24 protein-coding genes and 1 pseudogene are annotated in these 24,004 nt (G+C 61.3%); 14 read left to right on the top strand and 11 right to left on the bottom strand.

Translation table 11 applies throughout. The annotated features are described in order from the left end of the window. Positions 1 to 30 precede the first annotated feature (30 nt). A complete protein-coding gene (locus GXK59_RS20100) occupies positions 31 to 1,035 on the top strand; it encodes a ParA family protein (protein WP_160669283.1) in 1,005 nt (334 codons plus the stop codon). Positions 1,036 to 1,092: 57 nt separating this feature from the next. Here GXK59_RS20100 and GXK59_RS20105 read toward each other — a convergent pair whose 3' ends face one another. Continuing rightward, positions 1,093 to 1,284 (bottom strand): hypothetical protein, encoded by a 192-nt coding sequence (locus GXK59_RS20105; protein WP_160669284.1) that lies wholly within the window; start codon positions 1,282 to 1,284, stop codon positions 1,093 to 1,095. Between the two features lie 238 nt (positions 1,285 to 1,522). On the opposite strand from GXK59_RS20105, the gene GXK59_RS20110 reads away from it, so the two are divergent. Continuing rightward, a protein-coding gene (locus GXK59_RS20110; RefSeq protein WP_160664497.1) for an IS3 family transposase occupies positions 1,523 to 2,685 on the top strand; the annotation gives its coding sequence in 2 pieces (ribosomal slippage) (positions 1,523 to 1,801 and positions 1,804 to 2,685; 1,161 coding nt in all). Between the two features lie 32 nt (positions 2,686 to 2,717). Here GXK59_RS20110 and GXK59_RS20115 read toward each other — a convergent pair. Genes GXK59_RS20115 through GXK59_RS20125 form a run of 3 tightly spaced genes read right to left on the bottom strand, consistent with a single transcriptional unit; the run spans position 2,718 to position 3,710 of the window. Continuing rightward, positions 2,718 to 3,083, bottom strand: a complete 366-nt coding sequence (locus GXK59_RS20115; RefSeq protein WP_160669285.1) for a hypothetical protein — start codon at positions 3,081 to 3,083, stop codon at positions 2,718 to 2,720. Positions 3,084 to 3,088: 5 nt separating this feature from the next. Next, positions 3,089 to 3,397, bottom strand: coding sequence for a hypothetical protein (locus GXK59_RS20120; RefSeq protein WP_237394032.1), 309 nt, complete (start codon positions 3,395 to 3,397; stop codon positions 3,089 to 3,091). Further along, the gene (locus GXK59_RS20125; RefSeq protein WP_160669286.1) at positions 3,378 to 3,710 is read right to left on the bottom strand and encodes a hypothetical protein; all 333 of its coding nucleotides are present in this window, start codon (positions 3,708 to 3,710) and stop codon (positions 3,378 to 3,380) included. The genes GXK59_RS20120 and GXK59_RS20125 overlap by 20 nt, the downstream gene beginning before the upstream one ends. A 997-nt stretch (positions 3,711 to 4,707) precedes the next feature. Between GXK59_RS20125 and GXK59_RS20130 the strand changes: the two genes are divergently transcribed. From GXK59_RS20130 to GXK59_RS20140, 3 genes are all read left to right on the top strand, one after another. Beyond that, positions 4,708 to 5,136, top strand: coding sequence for a hypothetical protein (locus GXK59_RS20130; RefSeq protein WP_160669287.1), 429 nt, complete (start codon positions 4,708 to 4,710; stop codon positions 5,134 to 5,136). Positions 5,137 to 5,214: 78 nt separating this feature from the next. After that, positions 5,215 to 5,565 carry a DUF3846 domain-containing protein gene (locus GXK59_RS20135; protein WP_237394041.1) on the top strand — a complete coding sequence of 117 codons (351 nt, stop codon included), beginning with the start codon at positions 5,215 to 5,217 and terminating at the stop codon, positions 5,563 to 5,565. A gap of 570 nt (positions 5,566 to 6,135) precedes the next feature. Continuing rightward, positions 6,136 to 7,488 carry a ParB/RepB/Spo0J family partition protein gene (locus tag GXK59_RS20140; protein WP_160669288.1) on the top strand — a complete coding sequence of 451 codons (1,353 nt, stop codon included), beginning with the start codon at positions 6,136 to 6,138 and terminating at the stop codon, positions 7,486 to 7,488. A gap of 482 nt (positions 7,489 to 7,970) precedes the next feature. Here GXK59_RS20140 and GXK59_RS20145 read toward each other — a convergent pair whose 3' ends face one another. Then, on the bottom strand, positions 7,971 to 8,270 hold the full coding sequence (locus tag GXK59_RS20145) for a hypothetical protein (RefSeq protein ID WP_160669289.1): 300 nt from the start codon (positions 8,268 to 8,270) through the stop codon (positions 7,971 to 7,973). Between the two features lie 224 nt (positions 8,271 to 8,494). Between GXK59_RS20145 and mobC the strand changes: the two genes are divergently transcribed. The 3 genes from mobC to GXK59_RS20160 are packed head-to-tail and all read left to right on the top strand — an operon-like array spanning position 8,495 to position 11,408. Beyond that, the gene (gene mobC, locus GXK59_RS20150) at positions 8,495 to 8,887 is read left to right on the top strand and encodes a plasmid mobilization relaxosome protein MobC (protein WP_160669290.1); all 393 of its coding nucleotides are present in this window, start codon (positions 8,495 to 8,497) and stop codon (positions 8,885 to 8,887) included. Next, a complete protein-coding gene (locus GXK59_RS20155; RefSeq protein WP_160669291.1) occupies positions 8,887 to 10,446 on the top strand; it encodes a relaxase/mobilization nuclease domain-containing protein in 1,560 nt (519 codons plus the stop codon). The genes mobC and GXK59_RS20155 overlap by 1 nt, the downstream gene beginning before the upstream one ends. Positions 10,447 to 10,463: 17 nt before the next feature. Then, a complete protein-coding gene (locus GXK59_RS20160; protein WP_160669292.1) occupies positions 10,464 to 11,408 on the top strand; it encodes a hypothetical protein in 945 nt (314 codons plus the stop codon). 62 nt (positions 11,409 to 11,470) lie between these two features. Here the strand turns inward: GXK59_RS20160 and GXK59_RS20165 are convergent, their stop codons facing one another. From GXK59_RS20165 to GXK59_RS20185, 5 genes are all read right to left on the bottom strand, one after another. Then, positions 11,471 to 12,343, bottom strand: coding sequence for a nucleotidyl transferase AbiEii/AbiGii toxin family protein (locus GXK59_RS20165; protein WP_160669293.1), 873 nt, complete (start codon positions 12,341 to 12,343; stop codon positions 11,471 to 11,473). Then, entirely contained in the window at positions 12,340 to 12,942 is a 603-nt protein-coding gene (locus GXK59_RS20170; protein WP_160669294.1) for a type IV toxin-antitoxin system AbiEi family antitoxin domain-containing protein, read from the bottom strand. Before GXK59_RS20170 ends, GXK59_RS20165 begins: the two co-directional genes overlap by 4 nt. A gap of 560 nt (positions 12,943 to 13,502) precedes the next feature. Continuing rightward, positions 13,503 to 14,030, bottom strand: a complete 528-nt coding sequence (locus GXK59_RS20175) for an SLATT domain-containing protein (protein ID WP_160669295.1) — start codon at positions 14,028 to 14,030, stop codon at positions 13,503 to 13,505. 607 nt (positions 14,031 to 14,637) lie between these two features. After that, on the bottom strand, positions 14,638 to 15,804 hold the full coding sequence (locus GXK59_RS20180; RefSeq protein WP_160669296.1) for a nucleotidyltransferase domain-containing protein: 1,167 nt from the start codon (positions 15,802 to 15,804) through the stop codon (positions 14,638 to 14,640). A 371-nt stretch (positions 15,805 to 16,175) separates the two neighbouring features. Next, entirely contained in the window at positions 16,176 to 16,796 is a 621-nt protein-coding gene (locus tag GXK59_RS20185) for a hypothetical protein (RefSeq protein ID WP_237394034.1), read from the bottom strand. 266 nt (positions 16,797 to 17,062) lie between these two features. Between GXK59_RS20185 and GXK59_RS21075 the strand changes: the two genes are divergently transcribed. The 6 genes and pseudogenes from GXK59_RS21075 to GXK59_RS20215 all read left to right on the top strand — a co-directional run bounded on the left by GXK59_RS21075 (position 17,063) and on the right by GXK59_RS20215 (position 23,195). Further along, positions 17,063 to 17,299: a DUF2188 domain-containing protein gene (locus GXK59_RS21075; RefSeq protein ID WP_160669297.1), complete on the top strand. Its 237-nt coding sequence runs from the start codon at positions 17,063 to 17,065 to the stop codon at positions 17,297 to 17,299. Between the two features lie 1,117 nt (positions 17,300 to 18,416). Then, positions 18,417 to 18,950 (top strand): flavin reductase family protein, encoded by a 534-nt coding sequence (locus GXK59_RS20195; RefSeq protein WP_160669298.1) that lies wholly within the window; start codon positions 18,417 to 18,419, stop codon positions 18,948 to 18,950. Positions 18,951 to 19,432: 482 nt separating this feature from the next. Beyond that, positions 19,433 to 21,349, top strand: a complete 1,917-nt coding sequence (locus GXK59_RS20200) for an ATP-binding response regulator (RefSeq protein ID WP_160669299.1) — start codon at positions 19,433 to 19,435, stop codon at positions 21,347 to 21,349. Further along, entirely contained in the window at positions 21,346 to 21,984 is a 639-nt protein-coding gene (locus GXK59_RS20205) for a response regulator (protein ID WP_160669300.1), read from the top strand. The genes GXK59_RS20200 and GXK59_RS20205 overlap by 4 nt, the downstream gene beginning before the upstream one ends. A gap of 169 nt (positions 21,985 to 22,153) precedes the next feature. After that, positions 22,154 to 22,297, top strand: a pseudogene (locus tag GXK59_RS20960) (D-amino-acid oxidase); the annotation flags it as partial. Positions 22,298 to 22,553: 256 nt separating this feature from the next. After that, the gene (locus GXK59_RS20215; protein WP_160669301.1) at positions 22,554 to 23,195 is read left to right on the top strand and encodes an AmiS/UreI family transporter; all 642 of its coding nucleotides are present in this window, start codon (positions 22,554 to 22,556) and stop codon (positions 23,193 to 23,195) included. On the opposite strand, the gene GXK59_RS20220 is transcribed toward GXK59_RS20215, so the two are convergent. Continuing rightward, complete coding sequence (locus tag GXK59_RS20220; protein ID WP_160669302.1) at positions 23,175 to 23,591, bottom strand: MarR family transcriptional regulator; 417 nt, start codon at positions 23,589 to 23,591, stop codon at positions 23,175 to 23,177. The two genes, GXK59_RS20215 and GXK59_RS20220, sit on opposite strands and share 21 nt — an antisense overlap. Positions 23,592 to 24,004: the final 413 nt, after the last annotated feature.

Raw genomic sequence — 24,004 nt, forward strand, 5'->3', positions numbered from 1 at the left:
TTTCTCGGCCCGGTCTGGAAGCATGCGGGTATGAAAATAATCTCGTTCTTCAACCATAAGGGTGGAGTCGGCAAGACGACGATGCTCTTCAACACCGCTGTAGAGATGGGTATTCTCGGCAAGCGCATACTAATGGTCGACTTCGACGCACAGGCAAACCTCACGGCCATCTCACTGGAGGATGAAAAGCTCGAGGAGATTTTTGCGGTCGGGGCTGACGGTCTGACGGTTGCACATGCCTTTGCTCCACTAGTGAGCGGTGCAGGCGATGTTTTTGCCCCCGAGGCTCAAATGGTACGCGAGGGTCAAGTATGGCTAGCAGCTGGAGACCTGAAGCTTTCGGAGTTTGAATCGATTCTTCCGAGCGCCTGGACGGAAGCGCTTGCTGGCAACGAACGTGGCTTCCGAGTCACTAGCGCCCCATACAGGCTTATCAAAGAACTTGCTGAGACAGTCAACGCAGACTATGTCTTCGTTGATCTTGGACCCAACGTGGGCGCTCTGAACCGTGCGGTGATTCTGGCAAGTGACTACCTCATAATTCCCATGGCATCCGATCTTTTCTCAATCCGGGCTCTGCCGAGTGTTGGTGGGAGTCTGGATACTTGGGTTAAGCAGTGGAGGACCGCCAAGTCGGTGTCTCCTACTCTTAGCTTTAAGATCCCCACTGGTCTCCCCAAAATCCTTGGGTACGTTTCTCAGCAGTTCAACGTATACAGAGGAGAAGCAACCATGGCTTTTTCGAAGTGGATCGATCAGATGCCGAGCGAAATGAAAACTGGGCTGTTTGCGCCGCTCTCAGCACATGACGACGGGCGAGGCGAAACACTTGCAGACCCTGCGCAGAAACTAGGCGCGAGCATAGGGGACCTTAAAAACTTCCACAGTTTGGTTCCTCATGCCCAAACTCTGCGCAAAGCAATTTTTGAACTTCGCACCGATGAGATTGTTCGTGGGGCGCAGGTTACGAGGGCCCGGCAGAGTGAAGAGCAGTTCCGCGAACTTTGCGAGAATATTATTGTTCGCGCTCTCTAGATACCTGGTTTAGAGCAACACCGCTATGCAATCTGAACGTGGGAGTGGCTGCTGAAGTCACTCCCACCTTCCTCTTAAGCCCTTCATTTTCTCTGCCTCGGCGGTGTAGAGCAGACCTGCAGCGTCTGCCCCGGTGACCCGGGCCAGGTCGTCCAGAGACTTGAAGTGGCCCCGGGCGAGGGTGACGGCCACCAGTTCGAGGTACGCGGTGCCGTTGCGCTGTCCGAGGCCGTCCAGGTAACTCAGCATGCGCCCTCCATGGCGCCGGGTCCTTCGGATTCTTCGGCGGCGAGCCGCGTCAGCGTCAGGGCTGCCAGGTCCGGGTTTTCGTAGATGAGTCCCATGGGCCAACGCTACGCACCCCGCCGGTTCCGTCAAAGGCCTGCGCTAGCGCCAGCGGTAGGACTCCAGCGCAGGGGACTGCTGAAGGTTTGATTGACACTTTGCCTGTGAGGATTTGATCCTTGCGGGTGGAAGGATGTTCATCATGCCCAAAGCCTTTCCCGAAGAATTCCGCCGCGATGTCGTCGCGGTTGCCCGCAAGGGCGAAGCGCCCATCATCCAGATCGCCAAGGACTTCGGTGTCTCGCCCGCTGCCCTGCACCGCTGGATGAAGATCGCCGACAGAGAAGACGGCGTGAAGTCCGGGGCGGTGTCCGATGACGCCGCGAAGTTGCGGGAGGCCAACAAACGCATCCGGCTCCTGGAACAGGAAGCCGAAGTCATGCGCCGTGCCGTGGCCTACTTGTCCCGGGACATCAACCCAAAAAAATGATGTACCCGCTGGTCCGCGAGCTGGCTGCCAGGGACGCCCCGATCCGGGTTCCCGTGGCAGTGTCCTGCCGGGTACTGAATTTCTCCAGACAGGCCTACTACCAGTGGGCCGCCAATCCCGTCCCGGCCCGGGACTGGGAAGAAGCGCATCTGATCAACGCCGCCATCGATCACCACCGGGACGATCCTGCCTTCGGATACCGGTTCATCGCCGATGAGATCAACGCCGGTCCCGGCCCTGGGGCCAGTGAACGCCGGATCTGGCGGCTGTGCTCGGAGAACGGCATCCTCTCGGTGATCCACCGCCGGCGCCGGTCAGGGCTCAAGGCCGGCCCGCCGGTCCACGATGACCTCGTCGAACGGGACTTCAGCGCCACGGCACCGAACCGGAAATGGCTCACGGACATCACCGAGCACCACACCGGGGAGGGCAAGCTGTACCTGTGCGCGATCAAGGACCTTCACTCAAACCGGATCGTCGGGTACTCGATGGACGGGCGGATGAAAGCGTCCCTGGCCGTCGCCGCCCTGGACCACGCCGTGGCCCTCAGGAAACCGGCGGGCACGGTGGTCCACTCGGACAGAGGGTCCCAGTTCAGATCCAGAAAGTTCGTCCTGGCCCTGAACACCTACGGCCTGAACGGATCGATGGGCCGGGTAGGGGCATGCGGTGACAATGCAGCGATGGAATCGTTCTTCTCCCTGCTGCAAAAGAACGTCCTGAACCGGAAACGATGGGAGACCCGGGCCGAGCTCCGGCTGGCCATCACGACCTGGATCGAGCGCAGCTACCACCGCAAACGCCGTCAACGTGCCCTCGGACGGCTGACACCAATCGAGTTTGAGACAATAAAAAACGCGGCCTCAGCCGCGTAAGAAATTATCAACCCCAGCTGTCAACTAAACCTTCAGCAGTCCCCAGGCAGCAGGGGAGCGGGGCTGTTTTTCAGATGGTCGACGGGGCGGGTCCCGGCAAGTTCCTTGGTCGGGGTGACCATCCAGAGGGTGAAGTAGTTGTGAGGGATGTCCAGCACCATCGCCCGCCGAAAAAGCTCAACGACTGTCGGATGGAGCTGCCCGCCGGGGAGGAACTGGAATCCCGGACAGAATGTCCCGTCGTCTATGAAGATGCGGACGAGCTGGCGCATGACGGGTTCCGGGTCCTCCATGAGTTCGGAGAGCCGGCGGTGCACCTGCACGAGGGTCGGGAGCGTGAACTCGGTCCGGATCCCGGCCCAGGTCTGGTCAGTGATCGGTTGGGGGTTCAATAGCACAGCACCTAGTCGCTGATGCTTTCCAGAAGCCACTGGGTGGAGAGTGGATTCCGGCGCAGCGTGAACGTCCGCAGCGCTGAGTTGGATCCCAGACGGACCTGCAACTGCCAAAACTCGATACTCACCAGGTCCCCGCTGCCGACGGCCGCACTACGACGGGTGTCCCACCAGGCGTCCCGGGCGAACCAGTGCACCGGGTCCGCGGCCACGGCCCAGATCCGGCCCTTATGCCGGACGGCCAGGGGAGTGCCGGCCGGGGTGAACCGGACGTCGACGTCAGCGTCCAGGGTTGTATCATTCGCTACTGCTGTCACGGTTTGTCCGCTCTCCCAAGTTTCTCGTCATCATTTCTTCCCGGCGGGTAACCGCCGAACTCCACACCCAGGTCCGGTAGGTCAACGGCCCGTCCTTCCAGGTCACTTCCACGGCTTTGGACGTCCAGGCGTACACCTCGCCGTCCACCAGCTCGGCGCAGTTCGGAAACCTGATCCACGCCTTCACCGGGATCCCGGGGAAGCCGTTTTTGGACGGGAAGTGCTCGAAATCAAGCTCTTCGACCGTCAGCCCAATCGGGGACGCCCGCCGCGCATACTGCGCCTGTAGCCTCCCCGCCTGATCCGGTCCCATACCACCACTTTAGAATATATGTTCGAATCGACACGCCAAGAAAAAGCGCAATCATGCCGAAGTGCATCTGATGCATGATTACGCAGATCTCATTATGGACGGCGGCTACGACAGCCGGCGACCCGGGCGCCGGCGCGGGCCGTCGAGGGGACGGGTTGAACGCCAGTGGGGACAGCCTGAGCTGTGCGGAGGGCTCCACCTGCCCCCAATGGGCACAACCCGTCCGCCCGCTACTTCGGCGTCTGGTCTTCCGTTGGGGGGAACTCCCGCAGCGTCGCCGCCATGGCCCGGACCGCTGCGGCGTTCTCGGTCCAAGGCCGGCCATTGCGCGTGCAGGCACTGAGATTCGTTACTTCTGTCGCCTCCGCCGCAGCGGTGAGCTCTGCCCATGCGGCTTCGAGTTCTACGAGCTGTTCGGCTGTCAGTGGCTCCGGGCTGCCCGCCGCGGGCGTCGCTGCAGCCGGTTCGGCTGTTGTCGGGCGTTTCCCGAAAAGGCTTCGTAACCCCATGTGCTGCCCCTTTCTGGAATGCACCGCCAGGAGATTTCACCCGGGGGGATGAGTGGGCTGCGACTGGCGGGACCGTTCAACCCTAGCAAGGCCCTGATTTCCGCTGCGCTCCAACCAGGTGTGGGGCGTCCGCTGGCGCGGCCGGCTGTTGGGGCCAGTGCCTCCGTCGCAGGGCTCCGGATGCCCTGGCCCTGTCTTACGTCTGCGACGTTTTTGTGTTGCTGTCCTGCGGATTCTAGGCGTCCGCTCCAGCCCGTCTAGCCCCTCCTTCGTCGGGGCCTGCGGTGCAGGAAATGTCCCTCCGGCGCTCCTACGTCGCTGATTTCCTCCAGGAATTTCCCGCCCCTTGCCTGCGGTAGACAGGCCTCCGTCGGCCGCCGAGCAAGCGAGCTTGCCAGCAACAAAAAAACAACGGGGGGAGAGGGGAGCTGGCCGGTCACCTAGGTCGCCCCACCCACCCAACTTCTCGGACAAGAAGGAACAACACCATGAACGCAATCGCAACTGCGACCGTGACCACTAAGGACACCGGGGAAGCCATCGACGGCGTAACCGTGCTGGGCGATTACCACATGAACGGCGGCTACGACTGGATGGAACTCATCGAAGCCGAAGGCTGGGCCGTCATCCCCAGCTGGGGCTGTGACGGCTGGGATCTGGGCCAGTGGCCCCATGTCATGGTCGCGGCCACGCGGACAGCTGACAGCATCGGCAACCTGTTCGGAGTCGCCACGTACTGCGAGGGAGACGTGAGCTGCACGTTCTACCGGACCAAGGCCCGGCAGTTCGAAGCGATCACCGAACAGGCCTTCTTCCAATGGAAGACCGGACAGGCCCACGGCCCGGACGACCTCCCCGAAGCCGCCGCGGAACTTCCCTCCCGCTACCGGATGCCCTACACGGTCAACGCCGCCTAAGAAGGGCCAGAACCGGTGCCCCGCCGACAGCGGCGGGGCACCGCACCCCCGCCGCACCACCTGAGAGGACAAACCCTGATGAGCACCTGCACCGCCCTGATCATCCCCGCCGACGGACGCGAACCCGCACGGGTCGAAACCATCGACGCATCACTGGAGAACCTGCAAACTCTCGTGGCCGGGAACATCGAAGCCGTGAGCAGCTACGACTGGCACTTCTACGTCAACGAGGAAGGCAAGATTCTGAACCTCGCCCCTAACCGCCGCGCCGCTCAACTGGTCCTGGAAGAAACCGGCGTCCTGACCGATGTCTACTGCGGGAACACCGTGTTCCTGGGCGAGACGGACGGCGGCGGCGAGGCCGACGTCCCCGAGGAACTGATCGACCTGGCACAGCAACTCTTCGGACTGCACCAGCCGGTGAGCTGACACCCAGGACGGTGGCCGGTCCTTCATGGCCGGTCACCGCTGGCGGTCCGCCGCCGTGGCCGGCTCCCGCTTCTGGTTACCGGCGGCGGACCGCCAACCGCAGGCCCAGGAGCGGGAGGCAGGGCGGCGCGGCAAGCCGCCCGCAGCACACCAGGTTCAGATTCCCGGGTGCTGCTCAATGGTTCGCAGGGCTCACCCCTATTTGGGGCGTCCGCGGGCGCGGCCGGCTGTTGGGTCCAGGGCCTCCGTCGCAGGGCTCCGGATGCCCTGGCCCTGTCTTACGTCTTCGACGTTTTTGTGTTGCTGTCCTCCGGATTCTAGGCGTCCGCTCCACCCCGTCCAGCCCCTCCTCCGTCGGGGCCTGCGGTGCAGGAAATGTCCCTCCGGCGCTCCTGCGTCGCTGATTTCCTCCGGGAATTTCCCGCCCCTTGCCTGCGGTAGACAGGCCTCCGTCGGCCGCCGAGCAAGCGAGCTTGCCAGCAACAAAAAAACAACGGGGGGAGAGGGGAGCTGGCCGGTCACCTAGGTCGCCCCACCCACCCAACTTCTCGGACAAGAAGGAACAACACCATGAACACCACACCCACCCTCGAAATGCTCGACCCGGCCACCCTGACCGTGGACATCAACGTCCGCAAAGACGCCGCCCTGACCCCCGATTTCATCGCCAGCATCAAAGAGCACGGCGTGATGGAACCCGTCATCGCCCACCGCAAGGACGACGACACCGTGCACGTCCTGATGGGACAGCGCCGCACCCGCGCCGCCGTCGAAGCCGGACGCACCAGCATCCCGGTGATGATCGTCGAATCCCCCGAGGAAGCCGAACGGATCGTGACGCAGGTCGTGGAGAACATCCAGCGGGCCGAACTGACCGAAGCCGACGAAGCCGACGCCTACCACCAGCTGTCCCTGATCGGCGTTTCAGCCGCCACGATCGCGAAAAAGACTGGGCGGACGAAGACGACCGTGGAGAGTGCCCTGAAGGCCAAATCCACCGACACCGGATCCGCCGCCCTGGGCAAGGGGTACACGATTGAAGCGGCCCTGATTCTGGCTGAGTTTGCCACTGATGGTGACGCGGTGGAGGAGCTGGAATCGGTCATCGCCGATGAGCCGGACATGCTCGCGCACGTCACCCAGCAGTTGCGGGACCGCCGCGACCGCGCGGCCGCACTCGCGGCGCTGACCGCCGAGCTGGAAGCCGCCGGGACCACCGTGGTGGAACGCGCCGGATACGACGGGGACAGTGAGAACGTCCGGGTGTCCTCGCTGAACCGGGCAGACGGGGAACCGGCCACCGAGGAGGACGCCAACGCCGTGCACATCGTGTCCTCCTACAACGGCCATCTCTCCACCGTCCCGGTCGTGGCCGGATGGAAAGAGCTGGGCTTCACGCTCCGGTACAGCGGGTACGGCGCATCAGCGGCGAACAAGGGTCCGATGACTGAGGAGCAGAAGGCCGAACGGAAAACCCTGATCGAAAACAACAAGCTGATGCAATCGGCAACTGTGGTCCGGCGCGACTTTGTGAAGGCGCTGCTGGCGAAGAAACAGCCGCCCAAAGGCTGGCAGCACTTCACCGTTCACGCCATCACCCACCATCCCGAAACGGCCAGCGGATACGAGGGATCCGTAGCCGCCGAGATGGCAGGAGCCAAGACGGGGGAGACCTCGGATAGGTGGGGATGGAACCCGCTGAGGGACCATGTGGCCACGTCCCCGGCCCGGCCCGAAGTATCCCTCATTGCACTGGTTTGCGCAGGGTATGAAAAGACCATCGCCAAGGACTCGTGGCGGTCCCCGAGCATCCGTCACATCGACTACCTGAACCGGCTAATTGCCTGGGGGTATACGGCCAGCCCGGTCGAGCAGATCATCCTCGACAGCGCCGCCCCCGCACAGGAACACCCAGCCGCATAAGAGCTGCCTTGCCGGGCGGACCCCCACCGCCCGGCAAGGCCCCCGGCCACTCACCACATGAAGGCCGGGAACCTTCCAGAGGTCGGGCGGTCCGCCGCAAAGTGCGAACCACAGTAGCCACTCACCGGCGGCGGACCGCCGTATTACGCGACGTCCCGCAAACACGTCCAGGTGCCGCGGCCCCGGTCATACGATGACGTATCAGCCGTTCAACGCCGTCACAAATTCCAGCTATGCTGGATCACAGATTTCCTTTGTCCGAGGAGCAGAAAAGGACCGGCCATCAGGCCGGTCCTTTTCTGTTTAACCGCACCCGCCCGGACGGAGACTGTGCACGGCCACCGCTCGCCCAGGGTGCCATACCCATGGAATGGTGACGTGGTGGTTGTGTGCAGCCGGTCAGCTGGGTCCCGTCGTCCAGATGTGTGCGGGAAAAGCCCGAAGGAGATAGCTTTTGCCGTGTCCATGTGGGCGAGGGGTTACTACTCGGAGACGCCAGCGACGGGACTTGACTCCTGCGGGCTCTTCCGGCCCCGGGGACGCCCGCCGGCCTTCCTGGTCGGAGCGTCCAGGCCGAAGCCCCGCAAGTCGGATTCAGTCCACTCTGCGCGCAAGGCAGCCTGGTAGTCCTTGGCGTACTTCTGCTCCGCTGCAGCGAGCAGCTGGGCGGCCTCCTGGACCTCGACGCCGCTGGCAGCGGCCTGCTTCACGGCGTTGACCTTGGTGTCCCTGGCGGCGTCGATCTTGGCAGCGGCTTTTGCCGCGATGTCGTTGATATCCATACCCAAACCCTACCGGCCACGACTGACACCCAGAAGCCGGTTTTCCGGGACCACGTGCGAGAGGCGAAAAAACCTCCAAAAAAGACCGTGCGGAGCAAGCTAGACGGTTATGTGCCATAAGCCGCGTGTTGATCCACGGCCTGCGGCCCTGGATGGGGCACACTCGTCAGTGTGGCCCGGAGATTCCGGGGCGCTGCGCTGGGCATTGGGGGGAGGGGATCGGGATGACTGAAGAGCGGAAGTCAGCGCGCAGGTTCTCACGCCGCCGCCGCGCGAACATTGACGGTGACACCCAGTACGTGCGGGTGTCGATGTCGGAGTTCGAACGCGCGCAGCTCAAGGTCCTGGAGGAACGGACCGGCCGCAGCCCGTCGGAGATTCTGGTCAGTGCTGCCCTGTACGCGGAAAACTCCGAGTCGCTGGCTGAACGGCGGGCGATGGCCGTGGAATTCATTGCAGCCCGCCGCTACCTTGCTGCCCTGTCGAACAACGTCAACCAGCTCGCCCGGCACGCGAACGCCACGGACGAATTCCCGGAAGCAGCACGTACCGTTTTGACCCGGGTGCGTGCGGTCGCTGACCGGATCAATACGATGCTGGATTCGATGATGCGCTGATGATTCCCAACATCACCAAGGGCACCCGCATGCACGGGCTCATCGCGTACCTTGCCGGGCCCGGCCGGGCGAACGAACATACCGACCCGCACCTTGTCGCTGGCTCACTGTCGATCATGGCCTGGCATAACGACGACGAACTGAACGCCGACGCCGCCCAGGGCATTGCCAAGGAATTGGACCGGGCCAGAAGCGTCCTGGGTGTCGAGATTCCCGGCGGGCATGTCTGGCACTGCTCCCTGTCGCTGCGCGCCGAGGAAGGCGACCTTACCGACCAGAAGTGGGCGGACATTGCGCAGGACTTCATGGACGAGATGGGGTTTACCGAAACCAGCGGACGGGCACCGGCCCAGTGGGTGGCGATCCGTCATGGCCACAGCAAAGCCGGAAACGACCACATCCACATCGCTGCGTCCATGGTCCGCGAGGACGGCACGAAGTGGAGCAGCTGGCGGGACTTCCCCCGGGCACAACAAGCCGCCCGGGAGCTTGAGAAAAAGTACGGCCTGGAAGAACTTTCGCCCACGCATTCCACCCGCGGCCTCCGGCCAGGAGAACGCGAAGCCTCCGAGCGGCGGGGAGCCCCGGAACCGGAACGCCGGTCCCTGGAACGCAAGGTCCGTGCCTGCGCGACGTCGGCCCAGGATGAGGCCGAATTCATTCGACGCCTGCGCCGTACCGGCGCCCTGGTCAGGCCGCGGTACGCGTCCGGACGTGACGACGTCGTGGTCGGCTACAGCGTGGCAGAACGTCCCCCCAAAGGTGGCCGACCCGTTTGGTTCGGAGGCGGTCACCTCGCCAAAGACCTCGCCCTGCCCAAGCTCCGTGCCGAGTGGCCCGACAGCCCACAAGGTGCCGCCGAGGCGGTCGCAGAATGGCAGGCAGCTGCACGCGGACGCCGCCCGGTCACGATCGGCCGCGAAGCCCACGAACCTGACCCGCAAATGTGGGAGCACTACAGCGACGAAGTTGCCCGGCTCCGCGAAACGCTCCGCACCGTGCCGCTGGACGATCACGCGACCTGGGCGCACGTTGCACGCGAGACATCCGGCGCCTTCGCAGCCTGGTCCACGGCAACAGAGGCAACGCCAGGACCACTCGCAGCAGCAGCCGACGAGCTGTCCAAGACAGCACAACTGCGGCGCTACCCGGTCCGCCCCATCCGCAGCGCAGGACCATCCGCCCGCGGCGCCTCGCTCATGCTCATGGCGGCTTCGATGGGCGGCACCGGAACCGCCGCGCAGGCAATCATGCTGCGCCAGCTGCTCAACGTCGCCAAGGCCGTCCACGACATGCACAAGGCATCCAATGACCTGCGCAAAGCACGCCAGATCAGCCACATGGTCAAGTACCACCTAAGCCAGGTCGCAGCCGCACTACCCAGCCTCCCAGCGACCGCGCCCACACCGGACAGCGAAGCTGCCGCCGCGGTACGCGCTAGTACAGCCGGCCAGATTGGCGGCCGGTCCGCGGGCTCCGTGCTGCCGCCCAAATACGTGCAGGCACGCACCCACGCGAGCACCCGAAGCGGGAGTACCCGCCCAGACATTGAGAGATAACACCAAGGAGGGGAACCATGAGCGAATCTGACGGCATTGATGAGGCTCTTGAGGGAATGTCGCGCGTTGCGCTGACCGTCGCCGGCCGGCTCGGTGAGCAACTGGCCAGGGCACGCGAGCAAGAGCTGCGCCGCGCCCAAGCGGCCGAAGAACAACAGGCCCGCGAACTGCAGGCCCGGTTCGATGCGGAGCGGTCGGCTGCTCGTGCACAGCTCGCCCCGGTCATGGACAACCGGTGGTGGGACACAGCCACCGGCCGCGACGTGGAAAGGGCACATGAGACGGCCACCGCGTGGAAGGACCACGACCCGGCGGCGCGCGACGCGGCCGAGGTGATCCGCGACCAGGTGCAGCGCCGCTACAGCTTGGACGTGGACAACCTCGGTGCCAATGAAGTGACGGTGGCGGAGGCCCTGGCTAAAGCCGAGCGGGACCGCGAGCAGGCGGAACAGGAACGCCGTGCCGGCCGTGTTGAAAGCGCACAGGCTGTGCAGTTGCTAGCCGAGGCCGACAGGGAAGACAGGAAACGCGCGGAGGCCGTTGATCGGCCCTCAAGGGAGGACTTGGACGAAGCGCTGGCCTGGCTCCGGGAGACCAAACCCATCGAGGCACACAACTGGGAACAGCGGCATAATTCTGCGGACAGCGTGGCCGAGGAGAAGGACATGGAGAGGCGGCTGATCACAGACTGGACAGCTGCTCGCGCCAATCACCGCCCCGAGCAGTTGCGTGACCAAGCAGGAGCCAAATACGACTCAGCCGAGCGCCGACACGAACTGGCGGCCAGCCTCGAAGGGGTTGCTGACCGCGAGGCTGTACAAGCACGCCTCAATGCCGACCAGGATCAGGGCACTCCGCCCAGCGCCTCAGTCGTCAAAGCCCCACATTCCACAGCAAAAGCCAGCAAGAAGCGCGGACTGATCGGCCAAATGAAGCTCATACAAAAGGGCCTTGGTCGTTAGGTTGGAAGAATGGCAGAGGGGCAGGGCGCCGATTTGGTGCCCGTCCCTCCCGCCCAAGCGCTCTATGACCAAGATCCCTCGTCAGGATTCCACCGGTGGTGGTCTTCCGCAGATGAATCGAACACCGGATCGATGAATACAAGGACTCTTTCGACCTGGTCATCCAGGTGTGCCTCGCATAGGTCTTCCACTTTCTGTTTGCCCCGCCAAGCTGCCCACTTGGCCTGGCCAACCTCCCCGTATCCGGCTAGTAGAGCGCGGAGCGGCCCCAGCTCGACGCCTCGATGTTGCGCAACCTGAGTCGCTGCCTCCCGGACCTCTATGGCAGCAAACTCGTATCGGTCGGACAAGGCGGCGACATCAAGCAGGTCACGCCACCTAGTGCTGGTTGTGCCACGCTGCAGCATGGTGATTGTCTTCTCTGCGATGACGGTTACGAGCGGATGGCCCTGCATCTTCACCGATCCACCGAGTAGCGAAGGGAGTTCGATAGGCTCGGGAGCGGGCCAAATGGGATCACCTGTGCTGATGTCGAGTTTGATCGTAAGTTTCGCCCGATGCAGTCGCGCTGGCAGGGCGACACGTAAGCCGGTGTACTCGTCCTCGTCGCGAATTTGCTCGACGCTTAAGCCGTCGGGCTGAAACGTGAGGCCGTCTTCGGCGACCAGGTCAGAGACTGCTGTGACCACCTCGGTGACATGGACGGCGTCGAGTTCAAAATCGAGCGCCTGCATGTCGATGTCCCGAGTAGGCCGGCGAAGTGAATGAGCGGAGAGAAGCACACCACCTTTGAGGCAAAAGTCCCCTGCGTACGGAGTGCTTCCGAGGCGAGCCAAAAATCGCTCAAGCGCATACAAGACGAGGATTTCATCAAAGGGGCGCTTACGGCTGCGTGCAACAGCCTGCAGCTGAGCGTAGATTTTGGACGCTGTCATAAGAGGACCTCTAGAGCGCGGCGGAGCGGTCCCTTGGACCGAGGGACTACCGATGCAATTTGCATAAGTCGTGCTGGCTGAGCTCCCGGCAGCTTCAGCCAGTTACGAAGGGCTTCGATACCAGTTTCATACCCGGCACTGGCCCGCAAACGAAATGCGTCAACAATAGAGCGCTCGGGGGAGTAGATGCCGATCCTCGTCCCATCCGCGCCTTCGATTGGCATCAGCGACCGGCCGAGATCGAATGTGGTCTTATCGAACATATGCCAGGTAACCGGCGCCGAAATCTGCGGGGGAGTTCGTCCACGCGGAAGTGCCAGATCAATGGATGACGGGATCTCGTCTATCAACCCATGATGTGCCAGGGCGCTGTTCAGACAGATGGTGGCCGAGGCAGCTTTGTGTGCGGCCTCTAGCAAATCGAGATCTGTGTCCATGCCGTCTGGCGTTATATAGAGTCCCGGGCCGATCTGCTCTATGAGTCCAGAGTCTCGTAGCCGGTACAGACTTGCCTTTGGTACGCCGAAATGCGAAGCGTCTCTGACACTGAAAGCCGCGCCATGAGGAAGGCGGTCCAAAAGTGCGCTTCTTCGTTTCATGGATACATTCTACGACAGATAATCATAGCTGTCGTAGAAAAGTCTCGGGGATGGGCATTGGGGATCGAGGGAGAGAGGTTCGTCGTCGTCGGCGTCTGCGGCGACGGCGGCGCCGCGGTGATGATGATCATGACGAGCATCAGGGCGACGATGAAGACAACGCGGCGTTAGAACTCTCCAGCCACCGGCTACGGCTCAGTTGAACACCACGCAAGATTCGCGGAGTCCCTGGAGCAAACCGGCGCTACGACGCCTAGATCCGCAACGACTCACTGCCGCAAGCAGCGAAGGCACCCACCCAAGCGGGGCAGTCACCGGGGGCAAGGGTGCCACTAAGGCCAAGAAGTCCCGTACAGGGGCTGCAGTAAGCGCGGAGTGAGGCAAGGGCGGGTTATCCCGGTAGTCAGGAAGAAGCCCCATAGTCTGCTGTCCTCAGCCAACGTCAAGTTTCGGATGGCACGATGCTGGCGAAGCCCGGGTCAACCGCTATTCGACCGCGGCCTCGTAAGGTACGGCCGCCAGCAGTTTCGCTTCATGCAGGTTTGTGGTGGCTAGCACCGTCAGACATTCTTGCGGAGATTCAACGGCAGGAACTTGTCGATTTCCTCGTCTGAAAAAGTGAGATCTTCCTGCTCCTTCAATGCCCGTTGAGCCAAGCGATACGCCTTAGAACTGGTGTCCGGAGCTGTCCGATACACCTCCTGTGCCCGAGCACTTAGTCCTTCTCTCCGTTCTCTAATCTCCTTGGCAGTCAGAGCGTGCCCCTTTACATCCGCCAACAGGTGAATATAGCTGTCTCGGATCCTGACGAGGGATTTGGCCGCTTCTCGATGCTCAACGGCTTCTTGTGTCGGATTGAAACTGAGTTGATACAGCGTGTAGCTGGCAGTCAGGGTGGCAAAACCAAGGGCCACGTACAGAAATGCCCGATTCTCACTTTGGAGGCTGGTCAGCACTCCGCCGAAGGTTAGCGCGTTAAGGACGATATTGATCCACTGGGAGACAACCGCTTTGCGGCTACATTGTTCCCGCGCCTTCTCGTGAGTCTTGTGCGTGTAGGCAACACGTCCAAACTCCTCCCGAATCAAGTCCAAATTCGGATCTAGTCTCCTGCCGGAGAACCTTCCACCTACCAAAGCCCACCCAATCCTAAATAGTGACGTTACGCCCCGGCCCAGGATGCATCTCCGAATGGGAGTGCGTCCTGGGTCCGGAGGAGCTTATTGACTCAATTGAAGCCGCTTGACCGCTGGGGCTTTGGCTTGATGTCAGGCACAGGATGCAGCAGAGCTGTCTGGGCCTCCTGGGACTCGGCGCCCGGGCCGTCCCCAAGCCACAACCCCGTGCCTTTCCACATTTCGTAATGCAACAACCACTCCGACGCCCAGGGCAGCGTGGTGTCCACCAAATGCATCTTTGCGGACCACTGCTTGGCCGTGTTGAGGCAAAGCGATCCGTCGTCCCATATGTGGGGCAGGAGGCCTCTTGCGTTTGGTTCCAACGGTGGGTGCACTACGTTCACAACAGGGTTCTGCCCGACCCTTAGCGATATCTCGATGGTGTATTCGCGTGACAACGCTGAAGGTTTCAGTCGGCCCCGCCAGACCAACCTGTTCGGGCCAATCCGCACCGAGCTGTCGGGGTAAACGCTTTTCAGTGCCAGCGCTTGTTGACCGAGGTTCAGCCGGCCGGAACTCACATCCGGCCTCCATGAAAGGTGTGGTCTCGGACAGGTCGTGTGGTGGTGACTGCACCGGCAATAGCCAGTGTGCCGGTGCCGTGCTGAGCACGCAGGTTTCCGGCCTGCCGGGCTTCAACGAATGGATTGCTGAGCGCGCGGGCTCCGGCCACAGCTGCACTCTCGCCGAGTACCATCTGTACACTCTTAAGGACGTTGTCGTTGCCACTGTGAGCAGCGATTCCGTTGATGTCGCGGGACACGGCCTCTGCCCACTCGAACAATGCCGCGGCCCGCCAGCGCTCGTTTGCCCAGCAGTCCGCGAAGTTCTCTTCAGGCATCACGGGATTCGATATCACGTACTGTCCGTTGATGACCTGAATGTGCTCGACAAAACTGCCAGCGATATCCCGCAAGACGTCGAAAAGGGTCTCACCCCGCTGATAGGCACGTGCGGCCAGAGTGGTGATCACGATTGAAGACGGCCGCTTATCCAGACGGCCAGTGAAGTAGATATCCCGGTGGCGCTTGAGTGCTTGGACAGCGAGCTGCAGGGTTGTCTTGTGCGTCCAGTCAGGAACCGCATCCACGTCAACGCCACGTTTCGCCAGAAGCGCTTCCTTCAGCATCACTTCTTCCCGGGCCACTTGCTTGAACCACGCAGCGTACCCACGGGGGTCAGAACGTTGCCAAGACCTTACGTCATGATCGGTTATCAGGATGCCGTCATCCGAGCCGCGCTCCGGGGAAGTATCGGGAACTGCCGGAAGGATGTCCATGTGCATGCCAGAGTATTCGAGTGTCCAGCACCGCTCGCTTTCAACCAGCAAAGGTTTGCCCTGAGACGCCGCTACGAACTTCCGGAGGCCCGCGCCGGTGTCTTTCTTGAGATCGGCCTGGGTGGTCGAGGAGGCCTGAATGCCGCGCAGCACCACAAGATCGATGTCGACGTCGTCCTTGCGGTGAAACCTCCGGGTCATGGTGCCGAGGGCAAATGAGCCTTGGACGTACACTTCGTTATTGGCCGTGGACTCGGCCCAGTGCTCGTTGAGGATCGCGCCGACCTCTTGATAGCGGGAGGTGACCAAGGCCTTCTCATTCGCTGTGATGTCCAGCGAGGAGATGCCGGCACCCAAAATCTTTTCGAGGTCTCGGAACCCTGCTCGTTCAAGTGCAATTGTCATACCACTCCTAAGAGATAGGTGTGGCCGCCGAAGTGTCTCGACTTGCCGAGCATTTCTTGAGCAAGTCTTGAGGATGTAAGCTCTTCCCATCCCGGTCGCAAGGGAATGAAAACAGCCTCAGTCGGTAGCCCCTAACCTCAAGGTGGGATTACCCTGAGGCTTTTTCGTGTCTCTAGGACACAAACAAGACACTACATGTAGTGCATGCGCCGCTTTGGAACCCCAAGATGATGTATTACAAGTATGTCATTTAGTCCACCGGCCGTCCACAGGGCGGGGGCCTTAGGATGTCCGTGATTCCGCCGAAGTGAGACAGGAAATCCACACCCTGTGGACTACTAGGCCACATTTATTCTCCGGCGTGTCGTCAGCTACCGGCGTGTCGCCCCGCCCTCGGAGTTTCGTCCCTGCTCCGCAGTCGACCCTCCGCCACTTGAAGCGTCCCAGCGCTTTTGGGCCCCTTGTCGGCTGATCCCGAACGCTCGTCCGATCTTGTCCCAGGAGACGCCCGCTGCCCTGGCGGCGGCCACGGCGTCGTCGAGCTGGGCTTCGAGATCCTTCAGCCTCCGGCTGAGGGTGCCGATGGTGTGCAGCGACAGCTCCGGGGCAATATGCCGGTGCCACACGTCCAGGAACAGCGGCTCCAGGACCTCACGGTCGCTTATATCAGCGGCGTCGGCGCTGGCCGGCGGTCCCGCGTAGATGCGCCCCGCGGCGACATTCTCGTCGGCCGGATCCCAGACTCGTGTCCACAACGGGTCCAGGATGACGTGTTCCCGGAAAGGAACACAGCTGCAGGCAACCCGCCATCCGACCACCTGCGACGGCGGCCGCCACGCCTCGCGGGTTGGATCCTCCTCATGCCCGACCGGCCGGCCGTCGGGCGTCATCAGGTTGATCTCCATCCACCTGCCACCCGACCCGTACATGCCATCCGCGAAGACACAGACAACGTAGCCTTCATGCTCGCTGCCCTCGATAAACCAGCCCATCGCGCTTCCCTTCACCGGCCGCCAATTGCTACAGTGACAGTATGAACGCCAGCAACTCTTGTTGACAAGCGCCGTAGCTATAGCAACTTTGGTTGACATAATCGCAATTATCGGCTCTTTTGTAGCATGCACAGAAAGGGCTTGTTTGTCTCGCAATCGGCGGGCCTGTAAAAAGCGCGCACACGAGGAAGCCGTAAACGCCCCGGGCGGCAATGTCAGTCGGGTTTGATACGTTGCATCCATCAGCAACGTCTGGGGGTGATTAAATGGCTGAGCGAAATTCGTACCACGTGGTTCCTGGCGAAGATGGATGGAAGGCCGAGCGCGAAGGCTCGTCTCGCGCTTCTTCTGTTCACGACACGCAGTCCGCAGCAATCGACGCTGCTCGTGGTTATCTGTCCCGCTCTGGGGGCGGCGAATTGAACATCCACGGCAAGGACAACAAGGTCAGGGCAAAGGACACAATTGCACCTGGCAATGATCCACGGAATACACCTGGATAAGCCTGATCGCGCAATGACCCCGCTGGCTTCGGTTTATTCAACAGGAGCCGGCGGGGCCTTCTTGTATGCGGACCGACGGGGGGCCGGAGGGACACATAATGCCTGTGGGCTGGCCTAACACCGCGGCTGACGGAATATCCATTATCGGCCCTCGAGTAGGACTCCTAATGGACGAGAGAATCACCGCATCCAACGCCGAAAAATAGTCGCAGGACCAGCCCATTCAATCGGTAACCGTCCTCAAGGGCCCTTGATGGTGATGTTCGTCAGGCACCTGCGTAATAAGCCACGGCGCAGGCTTCGACTGCGGCGTTTGGTTCCTCACGGGTCAATGGGCTCGCGCTCGGGCTCTGCGCCGTGGTGGCCGCGGCTGGAGCTGCGGTGTGCCCAGGCTGCTCCAGGATGGCCGGGGAGTTCTGTGCCGCGGGGAAGCTCCCGGCCCCCTGTGCGACCGCGGTTGACGGCTCGTTGGGAGATTCCGCAGGAAAAGTTGGCTAAAGGTATTGCCTAAGTAACTTAGCTATTTCACAGTGCACGTCGCCAAGATGCGAGCCACAGTAAGAAGTCTTTCATTGGTCACTTGGTCCAAAGGCCGGTATTGCCGCGGCGCCACCCCACGGAAGCTGACTTCTTCCACCAGATCACAGCCTTTAGGGAACTTGCATCATCCTTTTGGTCGGAAAAAGACCATCTCATCGGAAACCCAACCGGCCGATGTGTGTCACGTCACCTGACGAAAGAATTAATGTGCCTAGACAAAACGGGCCCCTGCTTATCGTCAAGATTGCTGTCCACGTTTTTGGTAGCTCGCTTCAAGGAGGAAGCCGTCATGTCAATCACGTTCCAACTGCCCATGGCTTTCCGTTCAAAACGGAGGGCCATCCCCGCTTCACCAGTCGATCAGTCTTTTCGGACTGCAGAGACGCGCCGGGCCCTTGTGGCACCCGGACAGATCAGCTCCTTTGCCTGGGAGGGCGCCTACATCGAGCCAAGTGATCAATCTGCGGAGTCAATGGCCCGTGGCACGCAGCCCAACCCCGAACTTGAACGATTTATTGCCAGCGTTATGTACGGCGAATAGAACGACTATCCACATCACACAATGGAGTTGAGAAATATGACAGTCACTCTCGACCAGAAGACGGCCCTTGAACCAGCGTTTGATCCACGGGTTTTCCGTGACACGCTCGGGCACTATGCTTCCGGCATCACCATCATCAGCGGCATCGACGAGGACGGCCCGATCGGCTTCACGTGCCAGTCCTTCTACTCCGTCTCGACCGACCCCCCCCTTGTATCCTTCAGCGTCATGACCAGCTCTACGACCTACCCGCGGCTACGCGAGTCCGGCAAGTTTGTCGTCAACGTCCTCGCCCACGACCAGGACAACGTCTCAAACCAGTTTGCCCGCAAAGGCACCGACAAATGGGCCGGGATCGACTGGTCACCAACTAACGCAGGCAACCCCATCATCGCTGGCACCCTGATGTGGCTCGACTGCGACATCTGGGCAGAACACGAGGCCGGCGACCACTACATCGTCATCGGACGCGTCAACGAAATGAGCCCACCCACCTGGCACAAAGAAGAACCACTGCTCTACTTCAAGGGTCAGTATCGCCACCTCCGCGGTATCGACGACAAGGTGTAGACCTCACCCGCCTGATCCCTAAGGCGTGGCATCTATGGATTGGAATCTGAAGAGGTGTGTATATGTCGCTTTGGCGTGTGAAACGAAAAACGAAACCGGCAAGAGCTGTCGCCGACATTCTCCGGGAGCGCAACGAGAGAAGGACTGCGGCCCTCATTGCCTGCATCACGGAGATAAGTGGTACAGGAGGCCCCGAAACTGTCACACATTCTCTTGTGGCTGAGCGGGCTGGCCTTCCGTTGCAATGGGTCGAATGGCAATACCCATCCCGGGATAAGCTTCTTGCCGTCGCAGGTAGGTAGCTACTGCCCACCATGTTTTGTCGGCCTGGTCCTGGAAGGACCAGGCCGACTTCCATGCCCACACGAATGAACTGGAGGTCCAGCGTTGAGTACAACGGAGGCGCCTATGCCTAATTCGCTGATCCATAAATTCGACACAGCACCTGCCGGCATGATCGAGCACCGTGAAAGACTATCGCCGTGAGCCCCGATGAGACCCTTCGCCTGCTGCAACAGAACGCTTTCGACGCGGCCCCGCTGGCCACTGCCATCTTTCGTAAAGAATCCCCTACAGAGCTGGTGTTCCTGGGAGGCAACCGCAAGCTCGATGCATTGCTGCACGACTCAAGCAAGCCTGCGGATGATCCGGATGATGTCCCAACACCGGCCCTGATAAAACTCATTGCGACATCGCTTTCTGACCCGGCGGACGATCAAACCATGACGGTTCATCTGGGCGAGCAGCTGGCTGCTTTCCGCCCCCAGGTCAAGATGTTCAACGTACCCGGCGATCCCGGGGAGTATCTGGTGGTTCAGTTGGCGGCTTTGGCGGAACCGGACTCCACCGAACACGGCCTACATTCCACAATCCGGCAGCTGAAGGATCTGTTAGATAATTCAGCGGCCCTCATGTATGTCAAAGACCTAGACGGACGTTACCTGATTGCCAATCACTACTACGCTCGACACCTTGGGATCGCAGCAGAATCAATTATCGGCCTGACTGATTATGACTTGTTTCCTAAGGCCGTGGCTGACAACTACTCCAACAACGATCACATGGTCATCAGGACCGCCAGCTCAATCGAAGTCGAGGAACTCTTGGCGACAGACCGGGACCAGTCCGAATTGGATGAAGACAGCCGTTGGCTGTCCATAAAATTCCCGCTTCTGGATGACGCCGGCAAGCCATACGCTCTGGGCGCGATCTCTACGGACATCACTGATCGGAAGCGGGCAGAAAGGGCTGCGCGGGAAGCGATGCATGACGCGGAGCGTGCTAACCGCTCGAAAAGCGAATTCCTGTCAAGGATGAGCCACGAGTTGCGTACGCCGCTGAATGCCATATTAGGGTTCGCGCAACTGCTTCAGGACTCACCCCTCAGCCCCAGCGCAGCGGAGAGTACGGGCCATATCCTCGATGCCGGCAAGCACCTCCTGGCACTCGTTAATGATGTTCTGGACATCACCTGGATCGAGGCCGGCGCCCCTGGCATTGCCTCCGCTCCTGTACCGGCAATCGAGTCGATCCACCAGGCCCTCAAATTGGTGCGCCCGCTGGCCGCTGCACAGGACATCGAGATCGCTAGCGACTTGCATGGCGCCTTGCACCGTTACGTCCTAGCTGACACTCAGCGGCTAAGACAAGTCTTCATCAATTTGCTGAGCAACGCTGTGAAGTTCAACAACCCCCAGGGTGCTGTAAGGGTCTGGTGCGAGGCAGTGGACGGGACGCTGCGCTTCTTGGTCATGGACACGGGCCCTGGAATGTCCGAGGACGACGTGGAGCGGCTGTTCAAACCATTTGTGCGCCTTGATCAAGCGGCTGCCATTGAGGGGTCCGGCCTAGGCCTAGCCCTTTCCCGACGCCTTGTGGAGGAAATGGGCGGCTCTTTAGGCATTGAACACACCGCCCCGTGGGAGGGGTCAACCTTTTACGTGGACATGCCACTCGCGCCTGCACCGGAGGAGGACCTCGACACGTCGGCCCCCGAAAAAGATGCTCTCGACACCAACGAGGCTGCTCATGCTACGATCCTGCAGATTGAAGACACTTACGCGAATATCCGCTTGGTGGAGAACATCATTTCCGGGATGGGCGGGCTGAACCTTATTTCGGCTACAAGTGGTGAGTCCGGGGTAGCTTTGGCCCAAGATCAGGCGCCTCAGCTTATCCTGTTGGACGTGAATCTCTCCGACATGTCAGGGGTTCAAGTCGTAAAACTCTTGCAGCAGGACCAGCGCACGAAGGACATCCCGGTGATTATTCTTTCCGCAGATGCAACTCCGGCGCGCATAGCCGAACTCCGGAGTATGAAGATCCTTGACTACCTAACGAAACCGTTCGACATCGAGCATTTTGCGCGGACAGTTCGCCAGGCGCTAGCCCTGGCATGAAGATCCTCACCATCTTCATCGCCGATGACCACCCGGTCTACAGGGAGGGCCTCGCCCAGAACTGGAAGAACGTGCCTCAAATCAAGGTTGTCGGCTCCGCCGGTGACGGTAAGAGCGCACTGGCAGCGATCCGGGAACTGAAGCCAGATGTGGCAGTCATGGATTTACAACTGCCCGAGCTCAACGGCATGGAAGTCCTGGAGACGCTGTTCGCCGAGGCGGCACCGACGAACATTCTTGTCTTGACCGCATACATGGACAGCAAGACGGTCTTCAGGGCCTTCACGCACGGAGCCCGCGGGTTCCTGGAGAAAGCGGCGTCCTTTGATGAGATCACGGATGCAGTCCTGCGCATCGGTGCGGGTGGAACCATCATCGCCCCGTTCGCGCAGGACGTGCTCGCCCGCGAACTACGAACCCGCCGGGACACGCCTGACAGGCCGACGCTCACCGCCCGCGAGGTCGAAATTCTTCGTCTTGCAGCAGATGGCCATTCGGGTCAGAAGATTGCCAACGAGCTGCACATCTCCTTGACGACCGTCAAGACGCATCTGCAGCACATCTACGAAAAACTCGAAGTCTCGGACCGGGCCTCCGCGGTCGCGCAAGCCATCCGACGCGGAATCCTCCACTAATCTGCCACAGTGATACCGTGCCCGTAATTGAACGGTCAAGCACCCCAATGTCGGCGAATGGGTGGCCCTCATTGCTTGAGGGGCGTCCTCACCCTTAGACGATCTCAGTAGTGCCGTCTGGGATAACGACACACCCTGAGACTCGTGCAGACGACTGATATCATCCTCCATCCCGGTCGACGGCGAGCCGGTGGTCGGCGAGCTCGGCCAGGTGCCCGGCTGCTTCGGGCTCATCGCGGGCGAACTTCTCGCCGATGAGATCATGACCGGCACGAAGCACCCTATGCTAGCCACTGTCCGGCCCGGGCGATTTCCTAGCACCCGAGCCCGGCAGGGCCCGCCTACTCGACCGGGTGAACGGGCCCATTTCTCGCAGCTTGGTACGTGTTTCCCCAGGGGGCCAGCCCGGGCAGAGCCCGACCTCGCGAAGGACGTCTGCCGTCTCATTTCAGTGCAGAACACGCTGTTGCTTCTCGTAGGCATTGACGTGTCGCAATCCCCCCGGTAGCTTCTAAACGGTATATTTTCAGATAGAACTATGGGCTCCAGGGGGTCCTCGGAGGTGGACCATGAGCGCAGTGGGACTGTTCTACGTAGGTGCGGTTCTCTTCATCAACGGCCTGATGTTGCTCGGACGCGTATCAGCCAGGAGCGCCGGAATCTTCAACATACTCGTCGGTGGGCTGCAGTGCGTGATGCCACTGATGATTCTGGCCCAGTCCGGAGGGGATGCGGCGACACTGCACGCGACATTCCCGACCCTGAGCTTCGGCTTCACCTATCTGTATGTCGGTATCGCTAATCTGGCGGGGATCTCAGGTGAAGGCATCGGGTGGTTCTCTCTCTTCGTCGCGGCCTCGACCATCTACGCCGCGATTGACTCGTTCTTCGCCGAAGATCTCACCTTCGGAGTAATCTGGTTGGCTTGGGGGATCCTCTGGTTGTTGTTCTTCGCCCTACTCGCGCTGGAAAAATCAACCCTGACCCCTTTTGCCGGGTGGCTGGTGACGCTATGGGCTCTTCCGACGACGTCGATCCCGGCCGTGCTGCTGTTGCGCGATGCCTGGGTGCCCGGGGCCGCGGGGGCGGCTGGGTTGCTGGTATTGCTGGGGGTTCTGGCGATTACGGCGACGGTCCTGGCCAGGCGAACCCTTGCGGCAGCTGAAACGTCGAACGCACCGGAGAATGAGCTAGCGGGCCAGTCCGTTTAGCATCTGGAGAATCTGATCGGCAGTCTTCGGGCTGCCGGCCAGCTCCTGCTCGAGGGTTTCCATCTGTGGAGCGAGCATGGCGTGGACCTCGTATCCCCTTCTCAAGGGGTTCACCAGGACGCGCCGACGGTCACCCGAGTCGACTTCGCGGACTAATAGTGCAGAGTTCACCAGTTTGTCCACCGCCCGGGTGAGGCTGGGGCCGGTCAGCCCCACGGCCTCAACGATCTCGGACATGGCCACAGGCGTAGAGGACCGGGCGACGAAGTCCAGGGCCGACCACTGATTCACGGTGAGCCCTTCAGTTAAGACCAGGGCATGGGCACGCCCGTGTACGCGCCGCATGGCTGCCGCGAGGGCCGCGACCAACCCGACATTCGCTGTTGTCGTCGACATGACGACCACTCCCCTCCACGACCCATAACTTCCGCACAACCCTTCCATATGGAAGTAACATATGCCAAGGTAAGTGGCGCAGATCTCATGAGTGAAGGGCGCCGGTGCCCGCCATCACCCGGAGGCTGTCCTATGTCTACACATGTCTGCAAGGTGGTGAGCGCCACCCCGGGGTTTACCGCAGCGGTGAGGTGGCGAACTTTCAGGTCGTTCCGGCGCTGGCCTGGATGGCACGACATCTCAACAAACGGCGCTGGTTCGTCTCGCCGACCACGTCTGGCCGCGCCAGACCGCGGTGGTGCTGAGCGAAGCGTGCGCTGAGCTGGGGATCGAGACTGTCGAAGAGGCCTTCGTGCGAATAAGCGGTGCGCGGGTGGGGCCTGCTCGCTGAGAAGGTAGCCAGGATCACATGC

This window comes from Pseudarthrobacter sp. ATCC 49987 (assembly GCF_009928425.1).
GTDB lineage: Bacteria > Actinomycetota > Actinomycetes > Actinomycetales > Micrococcaceae > Arthrobacter.

Bases quoted from the DNA above. Each gene is read 5' to 3' on its own strand.
- mobC (WP_160669290.1), top strand. From the start codon at position 8,495: ATGACTGAAGAGCGGAAGTCAGCGCGCAGGTTCTCACGCCGCCGCCGC.
- GXK59_RS20215 (WP_160669301.1), top strand. From the start codon at position 22,554: ATGAGCGCAGTGGGACTGTTCTACGTAGGTGCGGTTCTCTTCATCAAC.
- GXK59_RS20205 (WP_160669300.1), top strand. From the start codon at position 21,346: ATGAAGATCCTCACCATCTTCATCGCCGATGACCACCCGGTCTACAGG.
- GXK59_RS20145 (WP_160669289.1), bottom strand. From the start codon at position 8,270: ATGGATATCAACGACATCGCGGCAAAAGCCGCTGCCAAGATCGACGCC.
- GXK59_RS20170 (WP_160669294.1), bottom strand. From the start codon at position 12,942: ATGAAACGAAGAAGCGCACTTTTGGACCGCCTTCCTCATGGCGCGGCT.
- GXK59_RS20160 (WP_160669292.1), top strand. From the start codon at position 10,464: ATGAGCGAATCTGACGGCATTGATGAGGCTCTTGAGGGAATGTCGCGC.
- GXK59_RS20180 (WP_160669296.1), bottom strand. From the start codon at position 15,804: ATGACAATTGCACTTGAACGAGCAGGGTTCCGAGACCTCGAAAAGATT.
- GXK59_RS20140 (WP_160669288.1), top strand. From the start codon at position 6,136: ATGAACACCACACCCACCCTCGAAATGCTCGACCCGGCCACCCTGACC.
- GXK59_RS20185 (WP_237394034.1), bottom strand. From the start codon at position 16,796: ATGGGCTGGTTTATCGAGGGCAGCGAGCATGAAGGCTACGTTGTCTGT.
- GXK59_RS21075 (WP_160669297.1), top strand. From the start codon at position 17,063: ATGGCTGAGCGAAATTCGTACCACGTGGTTCCTGGCGAAGATGGATGG.
- GXK59_RS20125 (WP_160669286.1), bottom strand. From the start codon at position 3,710: ATGGGACCGGATCAGGCGGGGAGGCTACAGGCGCAGTATGCGCGGCGG.
- GXK59_RS20100 (WP_160669283.1), top strand. From the start codon at position 31: ATGAAAATAATCTCGTTCTTCAACCATAAGGGTGGAGTCGGCAAGACG.
- GXK59_RS20165 (WP_160669293.1), bottom strand. From the start codon at position 12,343: ATGACAGCGTCCAAAATCTACGCTCAGCTGCAGGCTGTTGCACGCAGC.
- GXK59_RS20135 (WP_237394041.1), top strand. From the start codon at position 5,215: ATGAGCACCTGCACCGCCCTGATCATCCCCGCCGACGGACGCGAACCC.
- GXK59_RS20130 (WP_160669287.1), top strand. From the start codon at position 4,708: ATGAACGCAATCGCAACTGCGACCGTGACCACTAAGGACACCGGGGAA.
- GXK59_RS20220 (WP_160669302.1), bottom strand. From the start codon at position 23,591: ATGTCGACGACAACAGCGAATGTCGGGTTGGTCGCGGCCCTCGCGGCA.
- GXK59_RS20155 (WP_160669291.1), top strand. From the start codon at position 8,887: ATGATTCCCAACATCACCAAGGGCACCCGCATGCACGGGCTCATCGCG.
- GXK59_RS20105 (WP_160669284.1), bottom strand. From the start codon at position 1,284: ATGCTGAGTTACCTGGACGGCCTCGGACAGCGCAACGGCACCGCGTAC.
- GXK59_RS20195 (WP_160669298.1), top strand. From the start codon at position 18,417: ATGACAGTCACTCTCGACCAGAAGACGGCCCTTGAACCAGCGTTTGAT.